This is a genomic window from Paraburkholderia sp. UCT70 (assembly GCF_050434085.1).
In the GTDB taxonomy this organism is placed as follows: domain Bacteria; phylum Pseudomonadota; class Gammaproteobacteria; order Burkholderiales; family Burkholderiaceae; genus Paraburkholderia; species Paraburkholderia tuberum.
The window spans coordinates 3356797-3381067 of sequence record NZ_JBNPVZ010000004.1; the positions used below are offsets into that span (position 1 = coordinate 3356797).

Sequence of the window (24271 nt, forward strand, 5' to 3'; positions counted from 1 at the left end):
CCTCTTATGCCGTGGCATCGCACGGTGCGCGTGCCGGCTTGTACGGTCATCGCGTGCTGGAGGTTCATGGTTTCTGCACCACATGTTCCGCGGCGCGCTGATGCCGTGCCGCGAGCCGTCGATAGATCATCGAGAACACGACCGGTACGAAGATCAACGTGGCCAGCGTGCCGAGCGCGAGCCCGCCGATCACCGCGCGTCCGAGCGGCGCGTTCTGCTCGCCGCCTTCGCCGAGCCCGATCGCCATCGGCACCATGCCGATCACCATTGCGAGCGCGGTCATCAGCACCGGGCGCAAACGTGTGAAGCCCGCTTCGATCGCCGCGCGCGTCGCATCGCCGTGCAGCAGCAACTGTTCGCGCGCGAAGCTGATCACCAGAATCGAGTTCGCGGTCGCGATGCCGATACACATGATCGCGCCGGTGAGGGCAGGGATCGACAGCGTGGTGTGCGTGAGGAACAGCATCCACGCGATGCCCGCGAGCGCACCCGGCAGCGCCGTGATGATGATGAACGGATCGAGCCACGACTGGAAATTGACGACGATCAGCAGATACACGAGCAGCACCGCGAACAGCAGACCGGCGAGCAGGCCCGAGAATGACGCGTTCATCGTTTGCACCTGGCCGCGCAGTTCGATCGTCGAGCTCTTCGGCAGCTCGGTTTTCGATGCGTCGATGATCTTGCGGATGTCGTCGGACACACCGCCGAGATCGCGGCCGTCGGCGGTGCCGTAGATGTCGATGGTGGTCTGCGCGTTGTAGTGCGTCAGCACCGCGTTGCCAGCTTCACGGCGCATCGTCGCGAGCGAGCCGAGAATGTTGCTGCGGCCGTTGGCGCTGAGCGGAATGTTCGCGAGCGATTGCAGCGAATCGATCGTGTATTGCGGCGCTTCCGTGATCACGTTGTAGCTGACGCCATTGCGCGGATTGAGCCAGAACGTCGGCGTGGTCTGTTGGCTGCCCGACAGCGTGATCAACAGATTGCTCGCGATATCGCGCTGCGAAAAACCCGCTTGCTGCGCGCGCGTGCGATCGACGTCGATGAAGATCCGCGGCAGATCGGCGGGCTGCTGGATGCGCGCATCGGCGAGACCCGGCACCGTGCGCAGACGGTTTAGCAGGTTCGCGGCGAACGCACGATTGGCTGCAACCTCACGGCCAACGATCTGGATATCGATCGGCGACGGCATGCCGAAATTGAGCGTCTGACTGACGATATCGGCAGGCAGAAACGCGAACTGCACGCCGGGGAATTCGTCGCTGAGCGTGCGCCGCAATTTGCGCACATAGCCGGCACTCGAATGATGATCGGGGTTCAGCGTGATCAGGATGTCCGAGTCGGATGTGCCGATCGTGCCCGTGTTGCTGTACGAAAGGTTGATGCCCGACACCGGCAGACCGATGTTGTCGATGATCGAATGCAGTTCGCCGGCCGGAATCAGCTGACGTATGCGCGCATCGACACGATCGGTCAGCACCGCGGTTTCCTCGACGCGCATGCCGGTTTTCGCGCGCATGTGCAGCGCGATCGTGCCGGCATCGACGGCGGGGAAAAAGTCGCGGCCGATAAACGGCAGCAACAGCAGCGACGCGCAACAGCACGCGAGAAACAGCGTGACGAACAGTCCCGGTCGCGCGACTCGCGCTTCGAGAAATACGCGGTAGCGCTCGCGCAAACGCGAGAAGCCGCGCTCGAACGCGTAGTGCATGCGCATGAACGGATTGCGCGTTTGCACCGGTGTGTGATGTAAATCCGCGGGCTTGTGGTGATAGCGCAGCAGATACTTCGCGAGCGTCGGCACGAGCGTACGCGAGAAGAAGTACGACGCGAGCATCGCGAAAACCACTGCTTCGGCAAGCGGAATGAACAGATAGTGCGCGACACCGGTGAGCAGAAACATCGGCACGAACACGATACAGATCGCCAGCGTCGACACCAGCGTCGGAATCGCGATCTGATGCGCGCCGTCGAGAATCGCCTGTTCTAGCGGCTTGCCCTGTTCGAGCTGATGGCTGATGTTTTCGATCGCGACGGTCGCATCGTCGACGAGAATCCCGACCGCGAGCGCGAGCCCGCCGAGCGTCATGATGTTGATCGTCTGACCGAGCGCGGACAACGCGATGATCGATGTGATCATCGACAACGGAATCGATACCGCGATGATCAGCGTCGCGCGCCAGTTGCCGAGGAACAGCAGAATCATCAGGCCCGTCAGGCACGCGGCGATCAGCGCTTCACGCAATACGCCCTGCACGGATGCACGCACGAACAGCGATTGGTCGGCGACGGGATCGATATTCAGCGACGGCGGCACCAGATTGCGCAGCGTCGGCATCATCGTCTTGATGCGGTCGACGATATCGAGCGTGGACGTGTTGCCGCTTTTGTTGATCGTCAGCAGTGCGGCGCGCTGGCCGTTCACGCGCACGATGTTGGTCTGTGGCTGGTAGCCGTCGCGCACGTGCGCGACGTCGCGGATATAGATGGTGCCGTTTGCCGTGGTGCGGATCGGAATGTTGTTCAGGCCCGCGAGGGAATCGGGGCTGCCGTTCATTTCCACCGAGTACTCGGTCGAGCCGATTTTCGCGGTACCCGAGGGCAGGATCAGATTTTGCGCGGAGACTGCGTTGACCACGTCGATCGGCGACAGATTGCGCTCCTGCAGCTTGCGCGAATCGATGTCGACCATGATCTGCCGCTGCTTGCCGCCATACGGCAGCGGCGCGGATGCGCCCGGCACGGTGGCGAGTTGCGTCTTCAGGAAGTTATTGCCGAAGTCATAGAGTTCCTGCTCGGTCAGCGACGCGGACGACAACGCGAGCCGCAAGATCGGCACCGTCGACGCGTTGTAGCGCAGGATGAACGGCGGCGTGATGCCGGGCGGCAGCGAGCGCACTTGTGATTGCGACAGCGCGGTGACCTCGGCGAGCGCTTCGTCGATATTCGCGCCCGGCTGGAAAAAGATCTTGATGACGGTGATGCCGTTCAGCGATGTCGATTCCGTGTGTTCGATATCGTTGACCGCCACCGACAAGCCGCGCTCGTAGTTCAGCGCGATGCGCCGCTCCATTTCGTCGGCGGGCAGGCCGTTATACGACCAGATGACCGAGAGCACCGGAATATCGATGTTCGGAAAGATGTCGGTGGGCGTGCGCAGAATGGTCAACGGTCCGACGATCAGCAACAGCAGCGCCAGCACGACGAACGTATAGGGGCGCCGTAGCGCGAGACGAACGATCCACATGACTAGCCTAGCGCAGACGGATGAAATGAGCGGCGACCGCGCCGCGCGGACCGGAAACGCAGGCGCGCACCTCGGCGCGAAGGCAGGTGCGAAGCCGCGCGGCGCCCGCAACTGGCAGATCGTTCTGGCCGTGCACGTTTTTGATGTCTCCCCCCGCAGGGTTTATGATGGTCTGCATTACGACGTCTGACGCCGAGATCATCGGCCGTGCGCAGCGTAATGGGAATAGGGCGAAACGACTGGTGAAAGCCTTCTATTCGCCTTCCCAAAGCCCCGCAAAGCGGGAACAATGACTCGAAGCTCTCACGCGCCATGCGCGCGACGGATTAAGTGCGCACGCAACGTCAAATGCGAAGCGGCGTTTTTATCATCACCTCGACCGGCGTGAAATCATAAAGCCGGCTAAGGGAAGCGGGGAATTATCATGGAAGTCGGTTCCATTGTGCGATCGGTACATATCGCCGTGCCGCAAGGCGCGCGCGGAATCGTCATGCGCATTCTTGGCGACATGGCGATGGTGGCGTGGTACGCCGGCGAGCCCGGCGCCTCGCAGCAACTGAATACCGAACCCTTTTTCCTGGAGGATCTGATCGATACCGGCGATCTGATACGTCCGGCCGGCGCGCAGACGCATTGAACGAGAGGCTTACCGGTTGCTCATTGCCGTTGTGTGACCCGCAGGTGCGGGCTGTAGTGATGCTGTAAGGTGAGATCGGCTCGCCAGCATCGCCGTGGGCCGATGCGCGCGTCGATTCACGGCGCGTCCCAAATCAGCCCGTATTTCTAGCGATGCCACGCACGCATTGTGAGTCGTCGCCCTCGTCTTTACCCGCGGCGCGGCGCACAATGCGGGGCATGAACGACACCATTCCCGACAATTCCTATCCCGAGGCCGGCGCCGATGGCGCCGTGCCATTCGCGCGGCTCACGCCGGAAACCGTGCTCGACGCGATCGACGGCGTGCTCGCAACGACTGGCGTGCGTACCGACGGCCGTCTGCTGCCGCTCAACAGCTACGAAAATCGCGTGTATCAGGTCGGCGTCGAAGACGGTCCGCCCGTAGTCGCGAAGTTCTATCGTCCCGAGCGCTGGAGCGACGCGGGGATTCTCGAAGAGCACGCGTTCGTCGCCGAACTCGCCGCGCGCGAGATCCCAGCGGTGCCCGCGTGCGAGCTCGATGGCCGCACGCTGCACAGCTTCGACGGCTTCCGCTTCTCGGTCTTCGAGCGACGCGGCGGTCGCGCGCCGGATCTCGACCGGAGCGACACGCTGGAATGGCTGGGGCGTTTCATCGGACGCATTCATGCGATCGGGCAGACCCAGGACTACGTAGAACGTCCCACGCTAAACATCGACGCGTTCGGCTACGAGCCGCGCGACTTCCTGCTCGCGCACCGTTTCGTGCCCGACGATCTGCGCACCGCGTGGGAAACCGTCGTGAATCTCGCGCTCGAAGGCGTCGCGCGTGCGTTCGAGCGGGCTGGCGAGATTCGAAGGCTGCGTCTGCACGGCGACTGTCATCCGAGCAACGTGCTGTGGACCGACGCGGGCCCGCATTTCGTCGATTTCGACGACAGCCGCATGGGGCCCGCGATTCAGGATCTGTGGCTGCTGCTGCCGGGCGAGCGTGCGGAGGCGTCGCGCGCGCTGGCCGATCTGCTCGCCGGTTACGAGGATTTCTGCGAATTCGAGCCGCGTGAGTTGTATCTGATCGAAGCGCTGCGCACGTTGCGGCTGATTCACTATCAGGCATGGCTCGCGCGCCGCTGGAACGATCCGGCGTTTCCGGCCGCGTTTCCGTGGTTCAACACACAGCGCTACTGGGAAGATCGGATCCTCGAGATGCGCGAGCAGATCGGCGCGATGCAGGAAGGGCCGTTGTGGCCGGTTTGACGTAATGACGGTCAAGGCGCCTGCGACGCCACATTCGACGACTCCACCAACGTCGATCTGACGATCACCTCCGCGCGCACGTCCCGCCCAATCGCTTCGATCGCGGGACGCATGCGCGTGAAATCATCGGGCGTGCAGACGTCGCTGTCGAAATGGGTGGCGCCGTCACGCGTCATCGTGACCACGTTGCTGCGCGGGTCGAACGCGTACTGCGACGTGAAATCGACGAAGCGGTCCTGTGTGCGTTGCGCCTCCGGCATGTCGAGCACGCGAAAATTGGCCGGCAGTTCGATGCGCGCGCGTTCGTGGATCGCGAGGTTGTGGCACACGAACGGCTGCGTGCGCGTGCGTTCGCCGAGCCAGTAGCGCGTGTCGGCTTCGACGCCGCCGCCGAGGCTCGTCAAGGCCGGAATCGAGGCCGTCATGCCGGTCACCACGAGACTCTCGAGCGTGCCTTTCATCGTCAGCGTGAGAGGGCCGTCGGCCGCGCTGAGGTCGCTCGTCGTCAGCGTCGCGGTGCCGCGCGGATTCGCGTTGCGTAACTCGGCCTGAATCGATTCCTCGCGTTGCGCGGGCGTTTGCGTGCGCAGCCGCGCGCGGGCCTGCTCGGCGTACGGCCCGGCATCCTGCAGCCGATACGTGAAGCTCGCCGAGCCATCCGGCTCGATCTTGATCGCGAGATCGGTGCTGCGCGACATCTGCGCGGTGGCCGGCGTTTGCGCGAGCACGCCGTCGCCGATCAGCACGGTAGGACGGTCCATGTCGGACGAAGGCAGAAAACCGAATTCGACGTTCGACCCGGTCGAATCCGCGTACATCTGCAAATCGGGCAGCCACGTGATCGCATGATTGATGACGCCGTAGCCCGGGACGCTCGGCAGCGTGTAGATCGTGCCGCTGCTGATCAACGCCGGCTCGTTGCGCACGCCGACCGCGTCGAGCAGCGCGCCGTAGAGCGGAATTGCGCGATGTCGACGGGCTACACGCTGCAAGCGGCGCCACCCGACGCCGCAATCTCCCGCGCGGCCTTCGCGCCTTCGACCTTCAAAAGCGTCGGCAGCGACACGCCATTTTTCGCCGCCGTCACCTCCGCCAGAATCGACACCGCGATCTCGGGCGGCGTCCTGCTGCCGATATAAATGCCGACAGGTCCATGCAAGCGGGCCAGTTCGGCTTCGTTCAGATCGAACTCCTTCAGGCGCTCGCGTCGCGCGTGATTGTTCCTGCGCGAGCCGAGCGCGCCGACATAAAACGCCGGCGTCTTCAATGCTTCCATCAGCGCGAGATCGTCGAGCTTCGGATCGTGCGTGAGCGCGATCACCGCGCAGCGCTCGTCGAGCTTCATGTCGATCACGGTATCGTCCGGCATCGTGCGCACGATCTTCGTGCCCGGCACGTCCCATTCCTCGGTGTATTCCTCGCGCGGATCGCAGACCGTCACCTGATAATCGAGCCCCACCGCGATATGGCACAGGTAGCGAGACAACTGCCCGGCGCCGATCACTAGCATCCGGTAGCGCGGGCCGTGGATCGTCAACAGACGCTCACCGTCGAAATGCACGCCGTCGGTCGCCTGCGCGTTGTCGAGCCGAACCGCGCCCGTCGTCATGTCGAGTTCGCGCGCGACGAGCCGGCCATTTTCGACCGCGTGACACAGCTCGGCGATGCCGCTTTGCCGCGTCAACGGTTCGAGCACGAGCTGGATCGTGCCGCCGCACGGCAGGCCGAAGCGATGCGCTTCCTCGGCCGTGATGCCGTACTTCACCGCCTCCGGATGTGTCTGCTCGATGCCCCGTTGCCGCACGCGATCGATCAGATCGTCTTCGATGCAGCCGCCCGACACCGAGCCCACCACGAGACCGTCGTCGCGCACCGCGAGCATCGCGCCCTCGGGACGCGGCGACGAGCCCCACGTCTTCACGACCGTCACGAGGAGCGCGCGATGTCCGTCCGCCAGCCAGCGGGCGCTGGTTTTCAGAACTTCGAGATCCACGCTGTCCATGATTTCTTCCCTTTCTTTGCTTCGCCGCCGGACTCGCCGTCCGCGGCTTCGTTCGATTCCGTTTGCTCAGAGGCGGATGCGGCTTCGGCTTCGGTATCCACCGAGGCGTCGCCTTCCGCTGTTTCATGAGCGCTATTGTCTCCCGAGAGCTGGGCGCCGAAGCGCTTGAAAAACTCCCCCGCAATCTTGCGCGCCGCACCGTCGACGAGCCGCGAGCCGATCTGCGCGAGCTTGCCGCCGACCTGCGCATTGGCGGTGTAGGAGAGCTTCGTCGCGGCATCGCCGTCGGCTTCGAGCGTGACATGCGTGTTGCCCTTGGCAAAACCCGCGGCGCCGCCCTGGCCTTCGAACACAATGGTGTAGGTGTTAGGCGCGTCGATATCGGTCAGTTGCATGCGCCCCTTGAAGCGCGCCTTGACCGGGCCGACCGCCGCGCTCAGCGTGACCAGGTACGCGTTTTTGCCGTCCGGGTCGATGCTTTCGCAGCCGGGGATGCAAGCGCGCAGAATCTCGGTGTCGTTCAACGCGTCCCAGGTTTGCTGCTGCGCGACCGGCAGCGTATGAGTTTCGCTCAATTCCATGACGTTGCTCCTGCGAATGTCGTCGCGGTGACGGCGTGGCGAGGCGCGCGCGTCAGTTGCGCGAGATCGTGGCCGAACGCTGCGAGACTGTCTAGATTATGAACCGGACGATGCGCGTCGACATACGGCAGGATCGCCTGCACGCCGCGCGCCTTCGGAGTAAAGCCGCTGAACCGCAGCAGCGGATTGAGCCACACGATGCGATGCGCGAAGCGTGCGAGCCGCGCCATTTCGGTATCGAGCACGTCGATCGCTTCGTGATCGAGACCATCGGTGACGAGCAGCACCGTCGCACGACCTGTGAGCACACGGCGCGCCCAGCGGCGGTTGAACTCGGCGAGCGCCGCGCCGATGCGCGTGCCGCCCGACCAGTCGATCACCTGATCGCTGAGCGTCGCGATCGCGACGTCCGGATCGCGTTCGCGCAATGCGCGCGTCGCGTTCGTGAGCCGCGTGCCGAACAGAAACACCTGCAGACGTTCGCGCGACTGCAACAACGCGTGGCAAAAGTAGAGTACCGCGCGCGAGTAGTTGCTCATCGAGCCGGAAATGTCGAGCAGCAGCACGAGCGGCGGTTTGCGCTCCACCCTCGCGCGATACTTCCACACGGTCCAGTCGCCACCGGCGCGCACCGCATGCCGCGCGCTCGCGCGCAAGTCCGCATGCGTGCCGTGCGATGCCGCCTTCAGGCGCCGCGTCGATTCGGTTGCGAGCGGCAGCCGCTGGCCGCGAATCAGATGCCGCAGCGTGCGCCATTCGTCGGCGTTCAGCGTGTCGAAATCGCGATGACGCAGCCGCTCTTCCGCGCTGAACGTCAACTGCGCATGCAACTCGTGCTGCTCGGTTTCCTGCGGCGCATTCAGATGCGGCGACGGTGGCATGCGCACCGCGAGCGCATCGGCGAGACGGTTGTTGCGCTTAGGCGGTGGCAGCCCGTCGCGCACTTTCGGCAGCAGCAGCGCGCGCAGCTTGCCTTCCCAATCGGGGTCGCGCCAGAACAGATCGAACGCGGCATTGAAGAGTTCGCGTTCGTCGGGCGCGGTGACGAGCAGCGCGGCAAGCGCGGCGTGCACGTCGTCGCGGCGGCCGAGGTCGATCCACTGCAACGCGGCGAGTGCGTCGACTGCTTGTGCGGGCGACATCGGCAAGCCGGCGCCGCGCAGCATGCGCACGAAATGGACGACGTTGCGCGCGAGCGTGGGCGCAGTGTGCTGGTTCGTGTCGTCGAGCCTGCCTGAGCCGGTTCCGTTCGTCATGCCAACGACCTCACCCGGACAGACACTGCGCGATCTGCGCGGCATCCACACGCGCGAGATCGTCCTGATACTTGAGCAGCACGCCGAGCGTGTTCTGCACCGATTGCGGATCGAGCTCCGTGACCGACAGTGCTTCGAGCGCGCGGCACCAGTCGATCGTCTCGGCGATGCCGGGCGCCTTGAACAGATCCATGCCGCGCAGCCGATGCACGAAGTCGACCGCGCGCCGCTGCAATTGCGCCGACGTTTGCGGCGCGCGCGCGGCGACGATCTCCAGTTCGCGATCGCGGTCCGGATAGCCGATCCATTGATACAGACAGCGGCGCTTCAACGCGTCGTGCACTTCGCGCGTGCGGTTCGACGTCATGATGACGAGCGGCGGCTGCGTCGCGCGCACGGTGCCGTATTCGGGAATCGATACCTGGAAGTCGGACAGGAGTTCGAGCAGGAATGCCTCGAACGGTTCGTCGGCGCGGTCGATTTCGTCGATCAGCAGCACGCGCCGCGCGCCGGGATGGTTTTCGTCGGGCATCAACGCCTGCAGAAGCGGACGCTTCAGCAGGAATTCGCCACGATATAGCGTGTCGTTGTCGGGGCGCTCGCCGCTCGCTTCGGCAAGCCGCAGCGCCATGATCTGGCGCGGGTAGTCCCATTCGTAAAGCGCGCTCGCGGTGTCGAGGCCTTCATAGCATTGCAGGCGCAGCAACGTGGTGCCGAGCATGCCCGCCGCCGCTTTCGCGAGCTCGGTTTTGCCGACACCCGGCTCGCCTTCCACGAACAACGGCCGCTCCATGCGCAGCGCGAGATACAGTGCGGTCGCGAGCTCGCGGCTCGCGAAATAGCGTTGGGCGGCGAGTTGGGCGAGGGTGTCGTCGATCGAAGCCGGCTGCATGGTGATCCTGAATCTGCGCGACAGGCCATGGCAAAGCGTGGCGCGAGTGAAGAACGCAATGGCCGCGAGCCCGGCGTCGAACTGTCGCGCCGGCTCGCGAAGTGAACGAAGCCGGCTTGCGCGCGCCGTGGTGAAGGCGCGGCAAGCCGGGGCGCCTGGCGAGGATCGCTAGGTATTTGCCTTCGTGACCGCGCGCGCGGCGAGCACCGGAATCAGATGCGCGCGATACGCGGCGCTCGCGTGCATGTCGTCGTTCAGCTCGTCGGGCGACACGCTCACTGCACGTGCCGCCTCGGGCGTGAAGTTCGTCGACAGCGCGCTTTCGAGCTCGGCCACTCGAAACACCGATGACGCCGCCCCCGTTACCGCGACGCGCACGCCGCTCGCGGACTTCGCGACGAACACGCCGACCAGCGCGAAGTGCGAGGCCGGATTGCGGAATTTCTCGTATGCGGCACGCTCGGGCACCGGAAACTCGACGGCGACGATCAGCTCGTCGGGCGCGAGCGCGGTCTCGTACATGCCGACGAAGAAATCGCCCGAAGCGATGCGCCGCCGGTCCGTGACGATCGTCGCATCGAGGCCCATCGCCGCCGCCGGGTAGCACGCGGCCGGGTCGTTGTTCGCGAGCGAGCCGCCGATCGTGCCGAGCGCGCGCACCTGGCGATCGCCGATATTCGCGGCCAGCTCCGCGAGCGCGGGCAACACGCGCCGCACGTCCGCGTGTTCGGCGACGTCCGCGTGACAGACGGCTGCGCCGATCGTCACCGTGCTGGCGTCGACGATGATCGTCCTGAGCGCGGGAATGCGCGTCACGTCGATCAGTTGCGACGGCTGCGCGAGACGCAGGCGCATCGTCGGCAGAAGGCTCTGGCCGCCGGCGAGGAACTTCGCGTCGCTGTCGGCGGTGAGGGCTGCGGCGGCCGCTTGCGGATCCGTCGCGCGTTGATACTCGAATGAATACATGTCGAATGCTCCGCTCAGGATCGTTGGGTCAGGCTTGCTTCGCGGCTTGAATCGCGGACCACACGCGATGCGGCGTGGCCGGCATCTGCAGATTGGTCACGCCAAGCGGCGCGAGCGCGTCGATGATCGCGTTGATCACGGCCGGCGGTGAGCCGATCGCGCCCGCTTCGCCGCAGCCTTTGACGCCGAGCGGATTGTGCGTGCACGGCGTGCCCTTCGACGTTTCGACCGTGAAGTCGGGCAGGTCGGACGCATGCGGCATCGCGTAGTCCATGTAAGAGCCGGACAGCAACTGGCCGCTGTCGTTGTCGTACACGCAGCGCTCGAGCATCGCCTGACCGATGCCTTGTCCGAGCCCGCCATGCACCTGACCTTCGACGATCATCGGATTGATCACGTTGCCAAAATCGTCGACCGCGGTGAACTGCTGGATGCGGGAGACGCCGGTGTCCGGATCGACTTCGATCTCGCAGATATACGCACCCGACGGGTACGTGAAGTTGGTCGGATCGTAGAACGCGCTTTCTTCGAGCCCCGGTTCGAGCACGTCGAGCGGATAGTTGTGCGGCACGTACGCGGCGAGCGAGATCTCCGCGAACGCCTTGGTGCGGTCGGTGCCCGCGACGCGGAACACACCGTTCTTGAACTCGATGTCTTCAGCCGACGCTTCGAGCAGATGCGCGGCGATCTTCTTCGCCTTTGCTTCGATCTTGTCGAGCGCCTTCGAGATGGCCGAGCCGCCGACCGCGATCGAACGCGAACCATACGTGCCCATGCCGAACGCGATGCGGCCGGTGTCGCCGTGCACGATCTCGACGCTTTCGAGCGGAATGCCGAGGCGGTCCGCGACGACTTGTGCGAAGGTCGTTTCATGCCCCTGGCCGTGACTGTGCGAGCCCGTGAACACGGTGACCGAGCCGGTCGGGTGCACGCGAATCTGGCCGACTTCGAACAGGCCCGCGCGCGCGCCGAGCGCGCCCGCGATGTTCGACGGCGCGAGACCGCATGCCTCGATGTAGCACGAGTAGCCGAGGCCGCGGCGCTTGCCGTTCTTTTCGGATTCCTGCCGGCGTGCGGCGAAGCCCTCGACGTCCGCGAGCGTGAGCGCGCGCGACAGGATCGCGTTGTAGTCGCCGGTGTCGTAGGTGAGGCCGACCGGCGTCGCGTACGGGAATTGCGTGATGAAATTGCGGCGGCGGATTTCCGCGGGGTCGAGTTTCATCTCGCGCGCCGCGGCTTCCACCAGACGCTCGACGACGAACGTCGCTTCCGGCCGGCCCGCGCCGCGATACGCATCGACGGGAACGGTGTTGGTGAAGACCGCCTTCACTTCGGCGTAGATCGCGGGCGTTGCGTATTGCCCGGCGAGCAGCGTCGCGTACAGGATCGTCGGCACGCTCGACGCGAACGTCGACAGATACGCGCCCATGTTGGCGATCGTATGCACGCGCATGGCGAGGAACTTGCCGTCGGCGTCCATCGCAAGCTCGGCTTTCGTCACGTGATCGCGGCCGTGCGCGTCGGACAGGAAGGCCTCGGAGCGCTCGGCGGTCCATTTGACCGGCCGGCCGATCTTCTTCGACGCCCAGGTGAGCGCGACGTCTTCGGCGTATAGAAAGATCTTCGAGCCGAAGCCGCCGCCGACGTCCGGCGCGATCACGCGCAGCTTCGATTCCGGCAGCGACAGCACGAACGCGGCCATCAGCAGCCGCTCGACGTGCGGGTTCTGATTCGCGACGTACAGCGTGTAGCTGTCGTCCTGCGCCGAAAAGTTCGCGTTGACCGCGCGCGGTTCGATCGCGTTCGGCACGAGGCGGTTGTTGACGATATCGAGCGTGGTTACGTGCGCGGCTTTCGCGAACGCGGCGTCGGTCGCGGCCTTGTCGCCGTGGCCCCAGTTGTAGCAGACGTTGTCGGGCACTTCGTCGTGCACGGCCGCTTGACCCGGGTCGGCCGCATGCGCGGTATCGACGACGGCCGGCAGTTCTTCGTAATCGACTTCGATCAGTTCGGCCGCATCTTTCGCCATCTTGATCGATTCAGCGATCACGAGCGCGACCTGATCGCCCACGTGCCGTGCTTTCGTATGCGCGATCACCGGATGCGGCGGCTCGTTCATCGGCTTGCCGTCGGTGCTATGGATCAGCCAGCCGCACGGCAGTCCGCCGACGTTGTCGGCGGCGAGATCCGCGCCGGTGAAGATCGCGATCACGCCCGGCGACTGTTTGGCCGCGCTCGTGTCGATGCTTCTGATCTTCGCGTGCGCGTGCGGTGAGCGCAGGAACACCGCGTAGGTTTGCTGCGGCAGCACGATGTCGTCGGTGTACTGGCCTTTGCCGGTCAGGAAGCGATAGTCTTCCTTGCGTTCGACGGCGGCGCCGATCAGGCTCTGTGTATCGGGTGCGTTCATCGTCGTCTCCTCAGGCAGCGGTTGCGCCGGCGGCATTCGCGCCGGCAGATGCGCTCGATGCGGCGGACTTCATACCCGCGGCGCCTTCGAGCACGGCCTTGACGATGTTGTGATAGCCCGTGCAGCGGCACAGATTGCCGTCGAGCTGCTCGCGCACCTCGTCGCCCGTCAGATCGGGTTGACGCTGCACCAGCGACACCGCGTTCATCACCATGCCCGGCGTGCAGAAGCCGCATTGCAGACCGTGACAGTGTTTGAACGCGGCCTGCATCGGATGCAGCGCGCCGTTGTGCGCGAGCCCTTCGATGGTCGTGACCTCGGCGCCATCGGCTTGCGCGGCGAGGATGTTGCAGGACTTGATTGCGCGGCCGTTCAGATGCACGGTGCAGGCGCCGCATTGCGCCGTGTCGCAGCCGACATGGGTGCCGGTAAGACGGAGTTGATCGCGCAGGAACTGGACAAGCAGGGTGCCAGGGTCGACTGAGGCGCTCACGGGCGCGCCATTGACCGTCAGACTGATGCTGATCGCCATGAAGCTGTCTCCTTTGTCGATCGGAGCGAGCGCGTTGGCGTATCGATCCCTGCCTCGGCGCAGACCACGATCCCATGCAAGATAGTTGCTGTGGGTGAGACCGGACCTGTGATTGTTATGCCCCTGCTTTGCTTCGACTGCGTGCTGACTTCGATTCGCCAGATCCGATGAGGGTGAGGGTACTACGGGTTTTACAAATCTGCCGAAAAGTAAAGCACAAATCGCGCAGGCGCGCTATGAGGGGAAGTGTGTTCGGCGCGCGCGAGCGCACGAGGAGAAGACGGCGGCCACGGAATGGGACGCCGCAAAGACAAGCGCCCCGTCTGCGGAGCATGACGGGGCGCATCGATAGATCAGCGGAAAGCGAGGCCACGCTCGCGTGCATTCAGCTCATTGGCGTGGCTTCATCGAGACGGCGCTTTACCTTGCCAGTTTCGAATGACGGCGCGAGTAGCCGAAATAGATGACCATGCCGATCAGCAGCCAGATCACGAACGCGCCCCACGTGATGCCTTGCAGGTTCAGCATCAGGAACAGGCACGATGCGACCGCGAGCACCGGCACGACCGGCACGCCAGGGCAACGGAACGCGCGCGGCAGCTCTGGGTGTGTCTTGCGCAGCACGAGCACCGCGATCGACACCATCGAGAACGCCGCGAGCGTGCCGATATTGATCAGCTCAGCCAACACATTGAGCGGCACCAGCGCGCCGATCAGGCCGAAGAAGATGCCGACGAGCCACGTCGTGAAGAACGGGGTCGCGAAACGCGGATGCACTTTCGACAGCTTCGCGGGCAGCAGGCCGTCGCGCGACATCGCGAAGATCACCCGCGTCTGACCGTAGGCCATCACGAGAATCACGGTCAGCATGCCGAGCACGGCGCCGAGGTCGATGAAGCCGGCGACCCAGTTCTGCCCCGCGAGTTGCAGCGCGTACGACACCGGGTGCGAAATGCCCATGAACTTCCCGGACGGCACGATGCCGGTGACGACCGCGGCCACGGCCACATACAGCACCGCGCACACGCCGAGCGACGCGATGATGCCGATCGGAAGGTCGCGCTTCGGATTCTTCACTTCTTCGGCCGCCGACGACACCGAGTCGAAGCCGATGAACGCGAAGAACATCACCGCGGCCGCGCCGAACACGCCGCTCCAGCCGTGAGGCATGAACGGGTGCCAGTTGGCCGGCGTGACGTGAAACACGCCGACACCGATCACGAGCAGCACGACGACGACCTTGATCGCAACCATGATGTTGTTGATTCGCGCGGATTCGCGCACGCCGAGCGACAGCAGCGTGGTGATCGCCATCATCACGAGGAAGGCGGGCAGGTTGAACAGCGTTTCGTGTCCGGGCACGGCGCCGGGGGCTGCGGTCAGCGCCATCGGCAGCGATACGCCGAAGCCCGACAGCAACGACTGCAGATAGCCGGACCAGCCGACCGACACCGCCGAGGTCGCGAGCCCGTACTCGAGCATCAGGTCCCAGCCGATGATCCACGCGGCCAGCTCGCCGAGCGTCGCATACGAGTACGTGTAGATCGAACCGGCGACCGGAATCGTCGATGCGAATTCAGCGTAGGCGAGCGCGGCGAAGCCGCAGGCGATCGCCGCGATCAAGAACGAGATCATCAGCGCGGGACCGGCCTGTAAGGCGCCCGTGCCGGTCAGCACGAAGATGCCGGTGCCGATGATGGCGCCGACGCCGAGGAAAGTCAGGTCGAGCGCGCCCAGCGCCCTTTTCAGGCCGGCGGTCTGAGCGCTCGCCGCAAGCATGTGCTCGACGCTCTTTTTGCGAAACAGGGACATTGGCGTGGGTCTCCAGTGGTGCACGCGTGTTGCGCGCCGAATGTCGGGAAAACCCGCAATTCTAGCGGATGCGTGCCGCCGGGCTGGTTCGCGCGGCGCCTTCTGGGCCCAAGGCGATGGGTGGAAACTCCCGCCAGGAGGTGATTTCGAGATGGTCTTGCGGCGCCGGCTGGGCTAGCCCGCCATCGCGGGATTCAGATCGACGAGGCGGTTGCTCATTACATAGAAGGTCAGCTCGGCGTTGTTGCGCAGCTTCATCTTGTCGAGCAGCCGCGTGCGGTACACGCTGACCGTCTTCACCGACAGCGACAGCGCGGCCGCGATATCGGTGAGACGTTTGCCTGACGCGAGCATGCACAGCGTCTGGTACTCCCGATCGGACAGCTTTTCGTGCGGCAACTGCTCGCCGTCGAACGACACGTAGTCGGCGAGCGCCTCGGCCATCTCGGGGCTCACGTACTTGCGGCCCGCCGCGACCTGCTGGATCGCGCCGATCATCTGCGCGGCATCGACCGTCTTCGACAGATAGCCGGACGCGCCGGCTTTGAGCGCGCGCACCGCGTACTGGTCCTCGCGGTACATCGAGAACATCAGCACCGCGACGCGCGGCGCCTTGCGCTTCAGACGCTTGAGCACCTCGACGCCATTCATGTCGGGCAGCGAAATGTCGAGCAGCACGACGTCGAAGCTCTGGTGGACGACCAGGTCGAGCGCTTCGGAGCCGCTTTGCGCCTCGGCGACCTCGCGCGCGACGCCGCGATCGAGCAGCAGCTGGCGAACGCCCTGGCGGACCACCGCGTGATCTTCGACGATCAGGATGCGCAGGCTCATGGTCCCGGGCTCACGATTGCAGCGCGCGCCGGGCGGCGCGCGGCGTTGGGGCGGCCGCGAGCAGCGCGTGCCACGCGAAGCGGGCCTGGATCAGGGTGCCGCGCGGGGTGATGGCGCCGTTGCTGCCAGTGCCGCTGTCCTCGCCACGACCGACGCTCGTGCGCCTCGCGCTGATTCGCAGCGTGCCGTCGAATGCGGCGCAGCGCGCCTGCATGCCGGCGAGGCCGAAATGACCGCCCGTTTTTTTCTGGCCACCGCGTTCGCGCGCGCCGCGCGGCAGGCCGATGCCATCGTCGCTGACGAGGAGCCTCAGATGACGCGCACCGGTTTCGACGCGCAGGTCGGCGCAGGTCGCGCGCGCGTGTTTCGCGACGTTGTTCAGCGCTTCCTGCGCGACGCGGAACACGCCGAGCGCGGCATCGGCGGGCAGGCGCGCGAGCCGCGCGTCGACGCTGCAGGTGAAGGTGGTGCGCAAGCCGGTGCGCATGGAGAAGTCGCGGGCCCAGCACTCCAGCGCGCCGGCGAGGCCTGTCTCGAACGACGGCGCGTGCAGTTGCGCGATGGCGTCGCGATTTGCCGCCTGCACGGCGTCGAGCGAACGATTCGCGACCGCGAGCGCGGCCGCGCATTGCGGCGGCGCGTCGGCGGGCAGCCAGGTTTCGATGCCGGCGAGCGCGAAGCGCGTCGCAGTCAGCTCGGCGCCGACGCCGTCGTGCAGCTCGCGCGCGACGTGACGGCGCACGCTTTCCTGCGCGTCGACCAATTCGGCCGACAGCTCGCGTACCCGCGCGCGCAGCCGCTCGATCTCGCGCGCGGCGAGCGATGGCATGTCGAAGCCATCACGCTGCGCGGACGAAGCCAGCGCAGCGTTGAACGGGACGGCAGTCGACGTATCCATGAATTTCCCCCTCAGGAAGCGGAGTGGACGGCGAAGCGGGCACGCGCAGACGGAATCAAAGCCTGCGAATCACGAGGTTTCGCGTCGGACGAAACACGATGGCCCAACGTAACGAAATTTACATTCAGTAACAACTCGGGCGGACGACGATCGGTGCATGAATTCGTCTGATCGCGCGGCGCGATGATATCTCAAAAAGATTAAAAAAGCAGTCGCGCCAAGGCTTAGCGCAGAGTCTTCAGAGATTACATGATGTTTGCCGCGGACTCGTGCTGTCAGAGGAACTCTGACAGCGAAGGTGAGGCAACGGGCTCCAATTTGTAACGGAGCAACAAAAAAGGAGCCCGGAGGCTCCTTTTTTGGAATTCGCGGCGCGCGGGCCGCGAAGAAGAATGCCGGCCGGCTTAGCCGACGAAGGCCTTTTCGACCACGTAATGGCCCGGCTCGTTGTTGCTGCCTTCCTTGAAGCCCGCGTCTTCGAGCAGCTTGCGCGTGTCGCGCAGCATGTGCGGGCTTCCGCACAGCATGACGCGGTCGTCCTCGAGCGAGAAACCCGGCACGCCGAGGTCGGCGAACAGCTTTTCGGTTTCGATCAGCTCGGTGATGCGGCCGCGGTTCTGGAACGCTTCGCGCGTGACGGTCGGGTAGTACAGCAGCTTTTCCTGTACGAACTCGCCGAGGTGTTCATGCGCCGGCAGGTGCTCGGTGATGTAGTCCTTGTACGCGAGTTCGTCGACGAAACGGCAGGTATGCGTGAGGACCACGCGCTCGTAGCGGTCGTAAATGTCCGGATCCTTGATGATCGACATGAACGGCGCGAGGCCCGTGCCGGTGGACAACAGCCACAGCGTCTTGCCCGGCAGCAGGTTGTCGGCCACCAGCGTGCCGACCGGCTTCTTGCCGATCAGCACTTCGTCGCCGACCTTCAGGTGCTGCAGACGCGATGTGAGCGGGCCGTCCTGCACCTTGATGCTGAGGAATTCGAGATGTTCTTCGTAGTTCGCACTGGCGAGGCTGTATGCGCGCAGCAGCGGCTTGCCCTCGACCTGCAGGCCGACCATCGTGAACTGGCCGTTTTCGAAACGGAACGACGGATCGCGCGTGCAGGTGAAGCTGAAAAGCGTATCGGTCCAGTGATGGACGCTCAGGACGGTTTGTGAATTCAGGTTGCTCATGGCTTCTTGGATAGTGCGAAAACAAAGGCGGCCAGTCGTCTGAGCCGGCCGGCACGGCAAGGGGCGATGCTGCGCTGACCCGTGGTCGGGACTCCCGCGCAATCCGTCATTTTACCGTGCCCGCCGGGGCGGGGCCGCGGCGCGGCGGTCGAGCGTGGTAAAGCGGGTTGCCAAACCGGGAAGCGGCGGCACCGGCTTGCTGGCGCCGCGAAGTACGTTGGCGTGAGTGCGGCCGTGCTTCAGCGGGGTACGGCGATTCCGCGAACGCCGCGAAGGGCGGCTGCCATTGGTTGCCCGGCAGGCGCGAAAGCGACGCGCCGCAAGGGCAACATTTTCAAGATGATACCGAAAGGCGGCGTGCGCTGCGGATTGACCCTGCTGATAAAACTGGCAAATGGGGCGGAACCCTGCCGGCGCCATCGAGATCGCCTCGTTTTCTACTATCGTTTGCGCGCCGCGACTTTTTGGGGAATACGCCCGACGTTGCCTCGTTTACGCAGGACGCGAGTCGCGCGAAGCCAGGCAGTGCGGTGGCTGCGCGACTCGTCCTGGCGGCTGCGGCCGCCCATGCGAGTAGGAGGTGTCAAATGGAAGCTTCTCGTGCGATATCTGCATCCGGTTCATACACTGGCTTCGACGGGTTGGTTATACGGGCACGCGCATCGCGCCGCGTGCGTCGCGCGCTGTGTCGAGCCGGTCTGCTGGTTTTAGCGTTGGGGACGGTCGGGGCCGAGGCGCAGGAGGCGATTTTGCCGCCGCAGTCGGTGATCTCATCGACCGTTCCGGCCAACGGCGATGTCAATCCGTACGGCATGGCGTTCGTGCCGGCCGGCGTGCCGTCCTGGAGCACGCTCAAACCCGGCGATGTGGTGGTGTCGAATTTCAATGCGAAGTCGAATCTGCAGGGAACCGGTACGACGATCGTCAAGCTCGTGTCCAACAGCGATCCGGTGACGTTCTTCCAGGGAAGCAATCTCGGTCTCACGACGGCGCTCGCCGTGCTGAGAAGCGGCTTCGTGCTGGTGGGCAATGTGCCAACCACGGATGGCAAGAACGTCGTCGCGCCGGGCTCGCTGCTCGTCACCAATCCTCAGGGCGGGCTCGTCAAGGAGCTGAAAGATCCCAACCTGCTGGATGGCCCCTGGGATCTCACCGTGATCGACGGGGGGCGATTCGTCCGGGTCTTCGTCTCGGACGTGTTGAACGGAAAGGTCGCGCGGATCGATCTTGCCATCGGCGAGGATGGCGTTCAGATGCTGCCAAGCTCGACCATCATCGCGTCAGGCTACATGCACCGCACCGACCCGGCGGCACTCGTGATCGGCCCGACAGGCTTGGCTTACGACCCATCGCATGACGTGCTTTACGTCGCCTCGACCGGTGACAACGCGGTGTTCGCCATTTACGGCGCTGCGGGCGCGAAACACGATGGCGGCATCGGCCGGATGATCTATCAGGACAACAAGCACCTGCACGGTCCGCTTGCGCTGGCGCTCGCACCCAACGGGCATCTCGTGACCGCAAACGGCGACGCGGTCAACCCCGACCCGAAACATCCCAGCGAAATCGTCGAGTTCACCGTCGACGGACAATTCGTCGCTCAAATGTCGGTCGACCCTGCGCCGGGCTCCGCGTTCGGCCTCGCATTCGGCCTCGATAGCAAGCGCCACTTGCAGTTCACCGCGGTAGACGACGCCACGAATACGGCGACCGTCTGGACGTTGCGCACCGACAGTCAATAAGGAAACCGGGGACGACGATCGGGGACGTCGTGACGCGTCGGGGACGCGTCACGGTCACACGGTTTCGCGGCGAGTCTATCGGTACACAGAGATGGGTCGGGGGCGGAGATTGTAGCGGCAAGCCTCGGCCAAGTAAGGAAATTCTGTCCGATGGAATTGATGACGCCAATTCGCGGGTGCCGCTTGTTCACACCGCCGGCACCCGCTTTTTTCCGCGCTGTTTCAACACGCGCGCCTGCAGCACGATCACGAGTAGCAGGAACACGCCGCGAATCACCGATTGCCAGTACGCGGACAGATTGATGAACCCGAGCCCGTTCTCGAAGTTCAGCAGATTGAACACGAGCCCGAGCAGCAGCACGCCGGCAATCGTCATCGCGACGGAACCCTCGCCGCCGGTCAGCAGCGTGCCGCCAAGCACGACCGCCGAAATCGCGAACAGCTCCCAACCGACGCCTTCGTTAGGCTGCCCAGCGCCGAACTGCGCGGCGAGAATCACGCCCGCCATGCCGGCGAGCAGCCCGCTGACCGCATAGGTCATCACCAGCGTGCGGTCGACATTCAGCCCCATCAGCCGCGCGGCCTCTTCGCTGCCGCCGATAGCGAGCGAGTGCCGCCCGAAGCGCGTGCTGCGCAGCGCGAGCCAGCCGGCGACCGCGGCGACGAGCGCGACGAGTCCCGGAATCGGCAGCCCGAACAGGTCGCCCTGACCGAAGTTGCCGAAGTTCGAATCGGCTGCGATCGATACCGCGTCGTTCTTGCCGAGCAACAGCGCGACGCCGTGCGCGCCGAGGCTCGTCGCGAGCGTGACGATGAACGGCAGGATCTTGAGCCGCGTGATGATGACGCCGTTCAGCACACCGACCGCGAGCCCGGCCGCGCAACCGGCCAGCACCGCGACCCAGCCGCCGAAGACGCTCGTCAACGCGGCGACCACGCTCGCGAGCGCCGCGACCGTGCCGACCGACAGATCGATGCCGCCCGTGATGATCACGAAGGCCATGCCGATGGAGATCAGCGCGAACATCGAGTTGTAGCGCCAGAATGACGTGATGTTGTACGCCGAGCCGAAGTGGTCGTAGCGCACGAGGCCAAAGACGACGAGCCCCGCGAGCGCGAGCAGGATGGGAAGATTCTTGTTCATCGCATCGAATCCGGAAAGGTTGCCCGCAGATCGTGAAAATGAGCGTGAGCGCCAGCGCCAGAATCAGCGCGAGCGCCGCTGCACGCAAACCGCCGCGACGATGATGCCGGCCTTCACGACGAGCGCGGCGGCATCGGGAATGCCGTGCGCGAGCAGCGTATAGCGCAGCAACTGGATGATCAGCGCGCCGATCAGCGTGCCGCCGATATACGCCTTGCCGCCCGTCAGCGCCGTGCCGCCGACCGCGACCGCCGCGATCGCATCGAGTTCGACGCCAAGCCCCACGACGTTCGCATCCGACGACGAATTCACCGAGATCGAGATCAGCCCCGCGAGGCCCGCGAGCGCCGCGCACAGCGTGTACGCGATCATCTTGACGGTAGCGGTTGGCACGCCACACAGATACGCGGCTTTTTCGTTGCCGCCGGTGATCAGCAGATACTGGCCGAACAACGTCTTGCGCACGACCCACGCGAACGCGCCGACCAGCGCGAGCATCAGCAGCACCTGGAACGGCACGCCCGCGACCTTGCCGAGCGCGATCCACTGAAAGGCTGGCGTGTTGAACGCCTGCAGGCTGCCGTCGGTGACGACCTGTGCGATGCCGCGTCCGGCGATGAACAGCACGAGCGTCGCGACGATCGGCTGCACCGATAAACGAGTGACGAGCAGGCCGTTGAACACGCCGCATGCGGCCGCCGCGACTACCGGCAGAACGAACGCAAGCCCGATGCCGAGCGGCCCCGCTATGTTGAGGAACAGCATCGGCGCGAGCGCGCCCGAAATCGCCATCGACGCGCCCACCGACAGATCGATGCCGCCCGTCGCGACGACCAGCGTCATGCCGATGCCGACGATCACGATCGTCACGACCTGCGTCATGTTCACGTTGAACGTCTGCAACGACCAGAAGTGCGGCGTGAATATCAGGTTGAACAGCACCATCGCTTGCAGCACGATCACTTCGCGCTGCATCGCGAGATAGCGCCACTTGTGCACGGTGCTCGCGGACCGTGCGGGCGGGGTATTGGTCGATTGCATCATGGTGGTGTCGGCGCCCGCCGCATCGCTGCGTAGCGAATTCGAACGCAGCTTAAGCGCCATGACGGTCGCCCTCCAACCCGTCTTCGATGTGTGCCGATTGCGCGGCTTGCGCGAGCGCCGATTGGCCCTCGCTGCCGTAGGCGATCGCATCCATGATCGCGGTCTCGCTCATGTCGGCGCCGTTCAGTTCGGCGACCGTGCGACCGTCGCGGATCACGACCGCGCGATCGGCGACCGCGGTCAACTCTTCGAGCTCGGACGCGGACAGCAGTACCGCGAGCCCCGCGTCGCGCAACTCGCGCACGATCTTCGCGACGTCGGCTTTCGCGCCGACGTCGATGCCGCGCGTCGGCTCGTCGAGCAGCAGCAGCGCTGGCTCGGCCGCGAGCCAGCGCGCGAGCAGCACTTTCTGCTGGTTGCCGCCCGATAGCTCACGGATCGGCTGATCGGCCGATCGCAGCTTGATGCCGAGCGACGCGATGAAGCGATCGACGATCGCCTGCTGCTTCTTCACGTCGACGATGCCGTTTTTCGCGAGCGTGCGCAGACAGACGAGCGTCAGGTTGTCGCGCACCGACAGCTCGGGGACGATGCCTTCGCCCTTGCGGTCTTCGGTCAGGTACGCGAGGCCGCGCGCGATCGCGTCCTGCGGCGACTTCAGCGCGACTTTCTCGCCGCCGATCGACAGCGCGCCTTGTGCCAGCGGATCGGCGCCGAACATCAGCCGCATCGTTTCGGTACGGCCCGAACCGAGCAGTCCGGCCAGGCCGACCGCCTCGCCAGCGTGCACGTCGAGCGACACGCCGTTGACCTTCGGCGGCGCGCCGAGCTGCGTCACGCCGATCACCTGCTTGCCGCGCCCGGCGAGATTCGCTTCGCGCGCGGCCGTGTCGTCTTGCACGACAGCGGCGAGCGAGCGGCCGAGCATCGTCGTGACGAGCTGCAGCTTGTCCATCTCGGCCATCGTGCTTTGCACGACCGTCTGGCCGTCGCGCATCACGGTCACGCGATCGCACAGCGCGTACAGCTCGTCGAGCCGGTGCGAGACGAAAATCACCGCGCGGCCGTCGTCGCGCAGCTTGCGCACGACGGTGAACAGCAGTTCGACTTCGCGCTCGTCGAGCGACGACGTCGATTCGTCCATGATCACCATCTTCGCGTCCGACGACACCGCACGCGCAAGCGCCACCATTTGCTGGATCGCGGTCGAGTAACGACCGACCGGCTTTTTCACATCGATCTGCAAACCGAACGAATCGAGCAACGCGGCCGCGCGCTGCTGCACCGTGCGCCAGTCGATCAGACCGAAGCGGCGCGGCTCGCGGCCGAGAAAGATGTTTTCCGCGACCGACCGGAACGGCACCAGGTTGATCTCCTGGTAGATCGTGCTGATGCCCGCTTCGCGCGCCTGCTTGGGCGTGCGGAAATCGACCTCGCGGCCTTCGAATCTCACGCTGCCCGAGCCGCGCCGATAGGCGCCGGTCAGGATCTTGATCAGTGTCGATTTGCCGGCGCCGTTCTGGCCGATCAGCGCGTGCACTTCGCCCGCGGCGACGCTCAGATTCGCGCCGCGCAACGCGGGCACGCCGCCGAAGCTGATGCCGATGTCCTGCATCTCGAGCAGCGGCGAACGGGTAAGGGGGGAGTGTGGCGTCTCTTTGCCAGATTCCGTCACGGGCGTTCTCCTGATGCGGATGCTGTCGATATTGCCGACTGCGCTGTTGCCGGCGACGCGGGGTCCGTCGCGCCAGCGCGCCCGGCCCATGCTACGCCCGCATAAAAGCGAAGCGACGGTCCGTCGGTCACGGGCGCGTCGCTTCGAAGCCTGCCCACCACCCGCCCGACG

20 protein-coding genes are annotated in these 24271 nt (G+C 65.0%); 4 read left to right on the plus strand and 16 right to left on the minus strand.

The annotated features are described in order from the left end of the window. Window positions 1-64: 64 nt before the first annotated feature. Window positions 65-3247, minus strand: a complete 3183-nt coding sequence (locus tag OKW41_RS41240; protein ID WP_429575989.1) for an efflux RND transporter permease subunit — start codon at window positions 3245-3247, stop codon at window positions 65-67. Between the two features lie 25 nt (window positions 3248-3272). Here OKW41_RS41240 and OKW41_RS41245 point away from each other — a divergent pair, with 25 nt between their 5' ends. The 3 genes from OKW41_RS41245 (at window position 3273) to OKW41_RS41255 (ending at window position 5140) form a co-directional block, all read left to right on the plus strand. Continuing rightward, a complete protein-coding gene (locus OKW41_RS41245; RefSeq protein WP_429575990.1) occupies window positions 3273-3437 on the plus strand; it encodes a hypothetical protein in 165 nt (54 codons plus the stop codon). A 234-nt stretch (window positions 3438-3671) separates the two neighbouring features. After that, window positions 3672-3884 (plus strand): hypothetical protein, encoded by a 213-nt coding sequence (locus OKW41_RS41250; RefSeq protein WP_018419122.1) that lies wholly within the window; start codon window positions 3672-3674, stop codon window positions 3882-3884. A gap of 218 nt (window positions 3885-4102) precedes the next feature. Beyond that, entirely contained in the window at window positions 4103-5140 is a 1038-nt protein-coding gene (locus OKW41_RS41255; RefSeq protein WP_429575991.1) for a serine/threonine protein kinase, read from the plus strand. An 11-nt stretch (window positions 5141-5151) separates the two neighbouring features. On the opposite strand, the gene OKW41_RS41260 is transcribed toward OKW41_RS41255, so the two are convergent. From OKW41_RS41260 to OKW41_RS41315, 12 genes are all read right to left on the minus strand, one after another. Then, complete coding sequence (locus OKW41_RS41260) at window positions 5152-6132, minus strand: hypothetical protein (protein WP_429575992.1); 981 nt, start codon at window positions 6130-6132, stop codon at window positions 5152-5154. Beyond that, on the minus strand, window positions 6120-7142 hold the full coding sequence (locus OKW41_RS41265; protein ID WP_429575993.1) for an XdhC family protein: 1023 nt from the start codon (window positions 7140-7142) through the stop codon (window positions 6120-6122). Before OKW41_RS41265 ends, OKW41_RS41260 begins: the two co-directional genes overlap by 13 nt. Beyond that, on the minus strand, window positions 7115-7723 hold the full coding sequence (locus tag OKW41_RS41270; RefSeq protein ID WP_429575994.1) for a CoxG family protein: 609 nt from the start codon (window positions 7721-7723) through the stop codon (window positions 7115-7117). Before OKW41_RS41270 ends, OKW41_RS41265 begins: the two co-directional genes overlap by 28 nt. Then, the gene (locus OKW41_RS41275; protein WP_429575995.1) at window positions 7714-8979 is read right to left on the minus strand and encodes a vWA domain-containing protein; all 1266 of its coding nucleotides are present in this window, start codon (window positions 8977-8979) and stop codon (window positions 7714-7716) included. Before OKW41_RS41275 ends, OKW41_RS41270 begins: the two co-directional genes overlap by 10 nt. A gap of 10 nt (window positions 8980-8989) precedes the next feature. Beyond that, window positions 8990-9871, minus strand: coding sequence for an AAA family ATPase (locus OKW41_RS41280; protein WP_090802637.1), 882 nt, complete (start codon window positions 9869-9871; stop codon window positions 8990-8992). A 168-nt stretch (window positions 9872-10039) separates the two neighbouring features. Then, window positions 10040-10837 carry an FAD binding domain-containing protein gene (locus tag OKW41_RS41285; protein WP_429575996.1) on the minus strand — a complete coding sequence of 266 codons (798 nt, stop codon included), beginning with the start codon at window positions 10835-10837 and terminating at the stop codon, window positions 10040-10042. Window positions 10838-10865: 28 nt separating this feature from the next. Beyond that, entirely contained in the window at window positions 10866-13247 is a 2382-nt protein-coding gene (locus OKW41_RS41290) for a xanthine dehydrogenase family protein molybdopterin-binding subunit (RefSeq protein ID WP_429575997.1), read from the minus strand. A gap of 10 nt (window positions 13248-13257) precedes the next feature. Then, on the minus strand, window positions 13258-13779 hold the full coding sequence (locus OKW41_RS41295; RefSeq protein WP_018419132.1) for a (2Fe-2S)-binding protein: 522 nt from the start codon (window positions 13777-13779) through the stop codon (window positions 13258-13260). Window positions 13780-14199: 420 nt separating this feature from the next. Next, entirely contained in the window at window positions 14200-15591 is a 1392-nt protein-coding gene (locus OKW41_RS41300; protein WP_429575998.1) for an amino acid permease, read from the minus strand. A 174-nt stretch (window positions 15592-15765) separates the two neighbouring features. Beyond that, a complete protein-coding gene (rqpR, locus tag OKW41_RS41305) occupies window positions 15766-16422 on the minus strand; it encodes a response regulator transcription factor RqpR (protein WP_184051190.1) in 657 nt (218 codons plus the stop codon). Window positions 16423-16432: 10 nt separating this feature from the next. Next, window positions 16433-17320, minus strand: a complete 888-nt coding sequence (locus OKW41_RS41310) for a sensor histidine kinase (RefSeq protein ID WP_429453591.1) — start codon at window positions 17318-17320, stop codon at window positions 16433-16435. Window positions 17321-17724: 404 nt separating this feature from the next. Then, window positions 17725-18495, minus strand: a complete 771-nt coding sequence (locus OKW41_RS41315) for a ferredoxin--NADP reductase (RefSeq protein ID WP_429575999.1) — start codon at window positions 18493-18495, stop codon at window positions 17725-17727. Between the two features lie 587 nt (window positions 18496-19082). On the opposite strand from OKW41_RS41315, the gene OKW41_RS41320 reads away from it, so the two are divergent. Beyond that, window positions 19083-20237, plus strand: coding sequence for a hypothetical protein (locus OKW41_RS41320; RefSeq protein ID WP_429576554.1), 1155 nt, complete (start codon window positions 19083-19085; stop codon window positions 20235-20237). 187 nt (window positions 20238-20424) lie between these two features. Here OKW41_RS41320 and OKW41_RS41325 read toward each other — a convergent pair whose 3' ends face one another. The 3 genes from OKW41_RS41325 to OKW41_RS41335 all read right to left on the minus strand — a co-directional run bounded on the left by OKW41_RS41325 (window position 20425) and on the right by OKW41_RS41335 (window position 24040). After that, a complete protein-coding gene (locus tag OKW41_RS41325) occupies window positions 20425-21381 on the minus strand; it encodes an ABC transporter permease (protein ID WP_429576000.1) in 957 nt (318 codons plus the stop codon). Between the two features lie 63 nt (window positions 21382-21444). Further along, window positions 21445-22425, minus strand: coding sequence for an ABC transporter permease (locus OKW41_RS41330; protein WP_429576555.1), 981 nt, complete (start codon window positions 22423-22425; stop codon window positions 21445-21447). Between the two features lie 49 nt (window positions 22426-22474). Further along, window positions 22475-24040, minus strand: coding sequence for a sugar ABC transporter ATP-binding protein (locus OKW41_RS41335; RefSeq protein WP_429576556.1), 1566 nt, complete (start codon window positions 24038-24040; stop codon window positions 22475-22477). Window positions 24041-24271 lie beyond the last annotated feature (231 nt).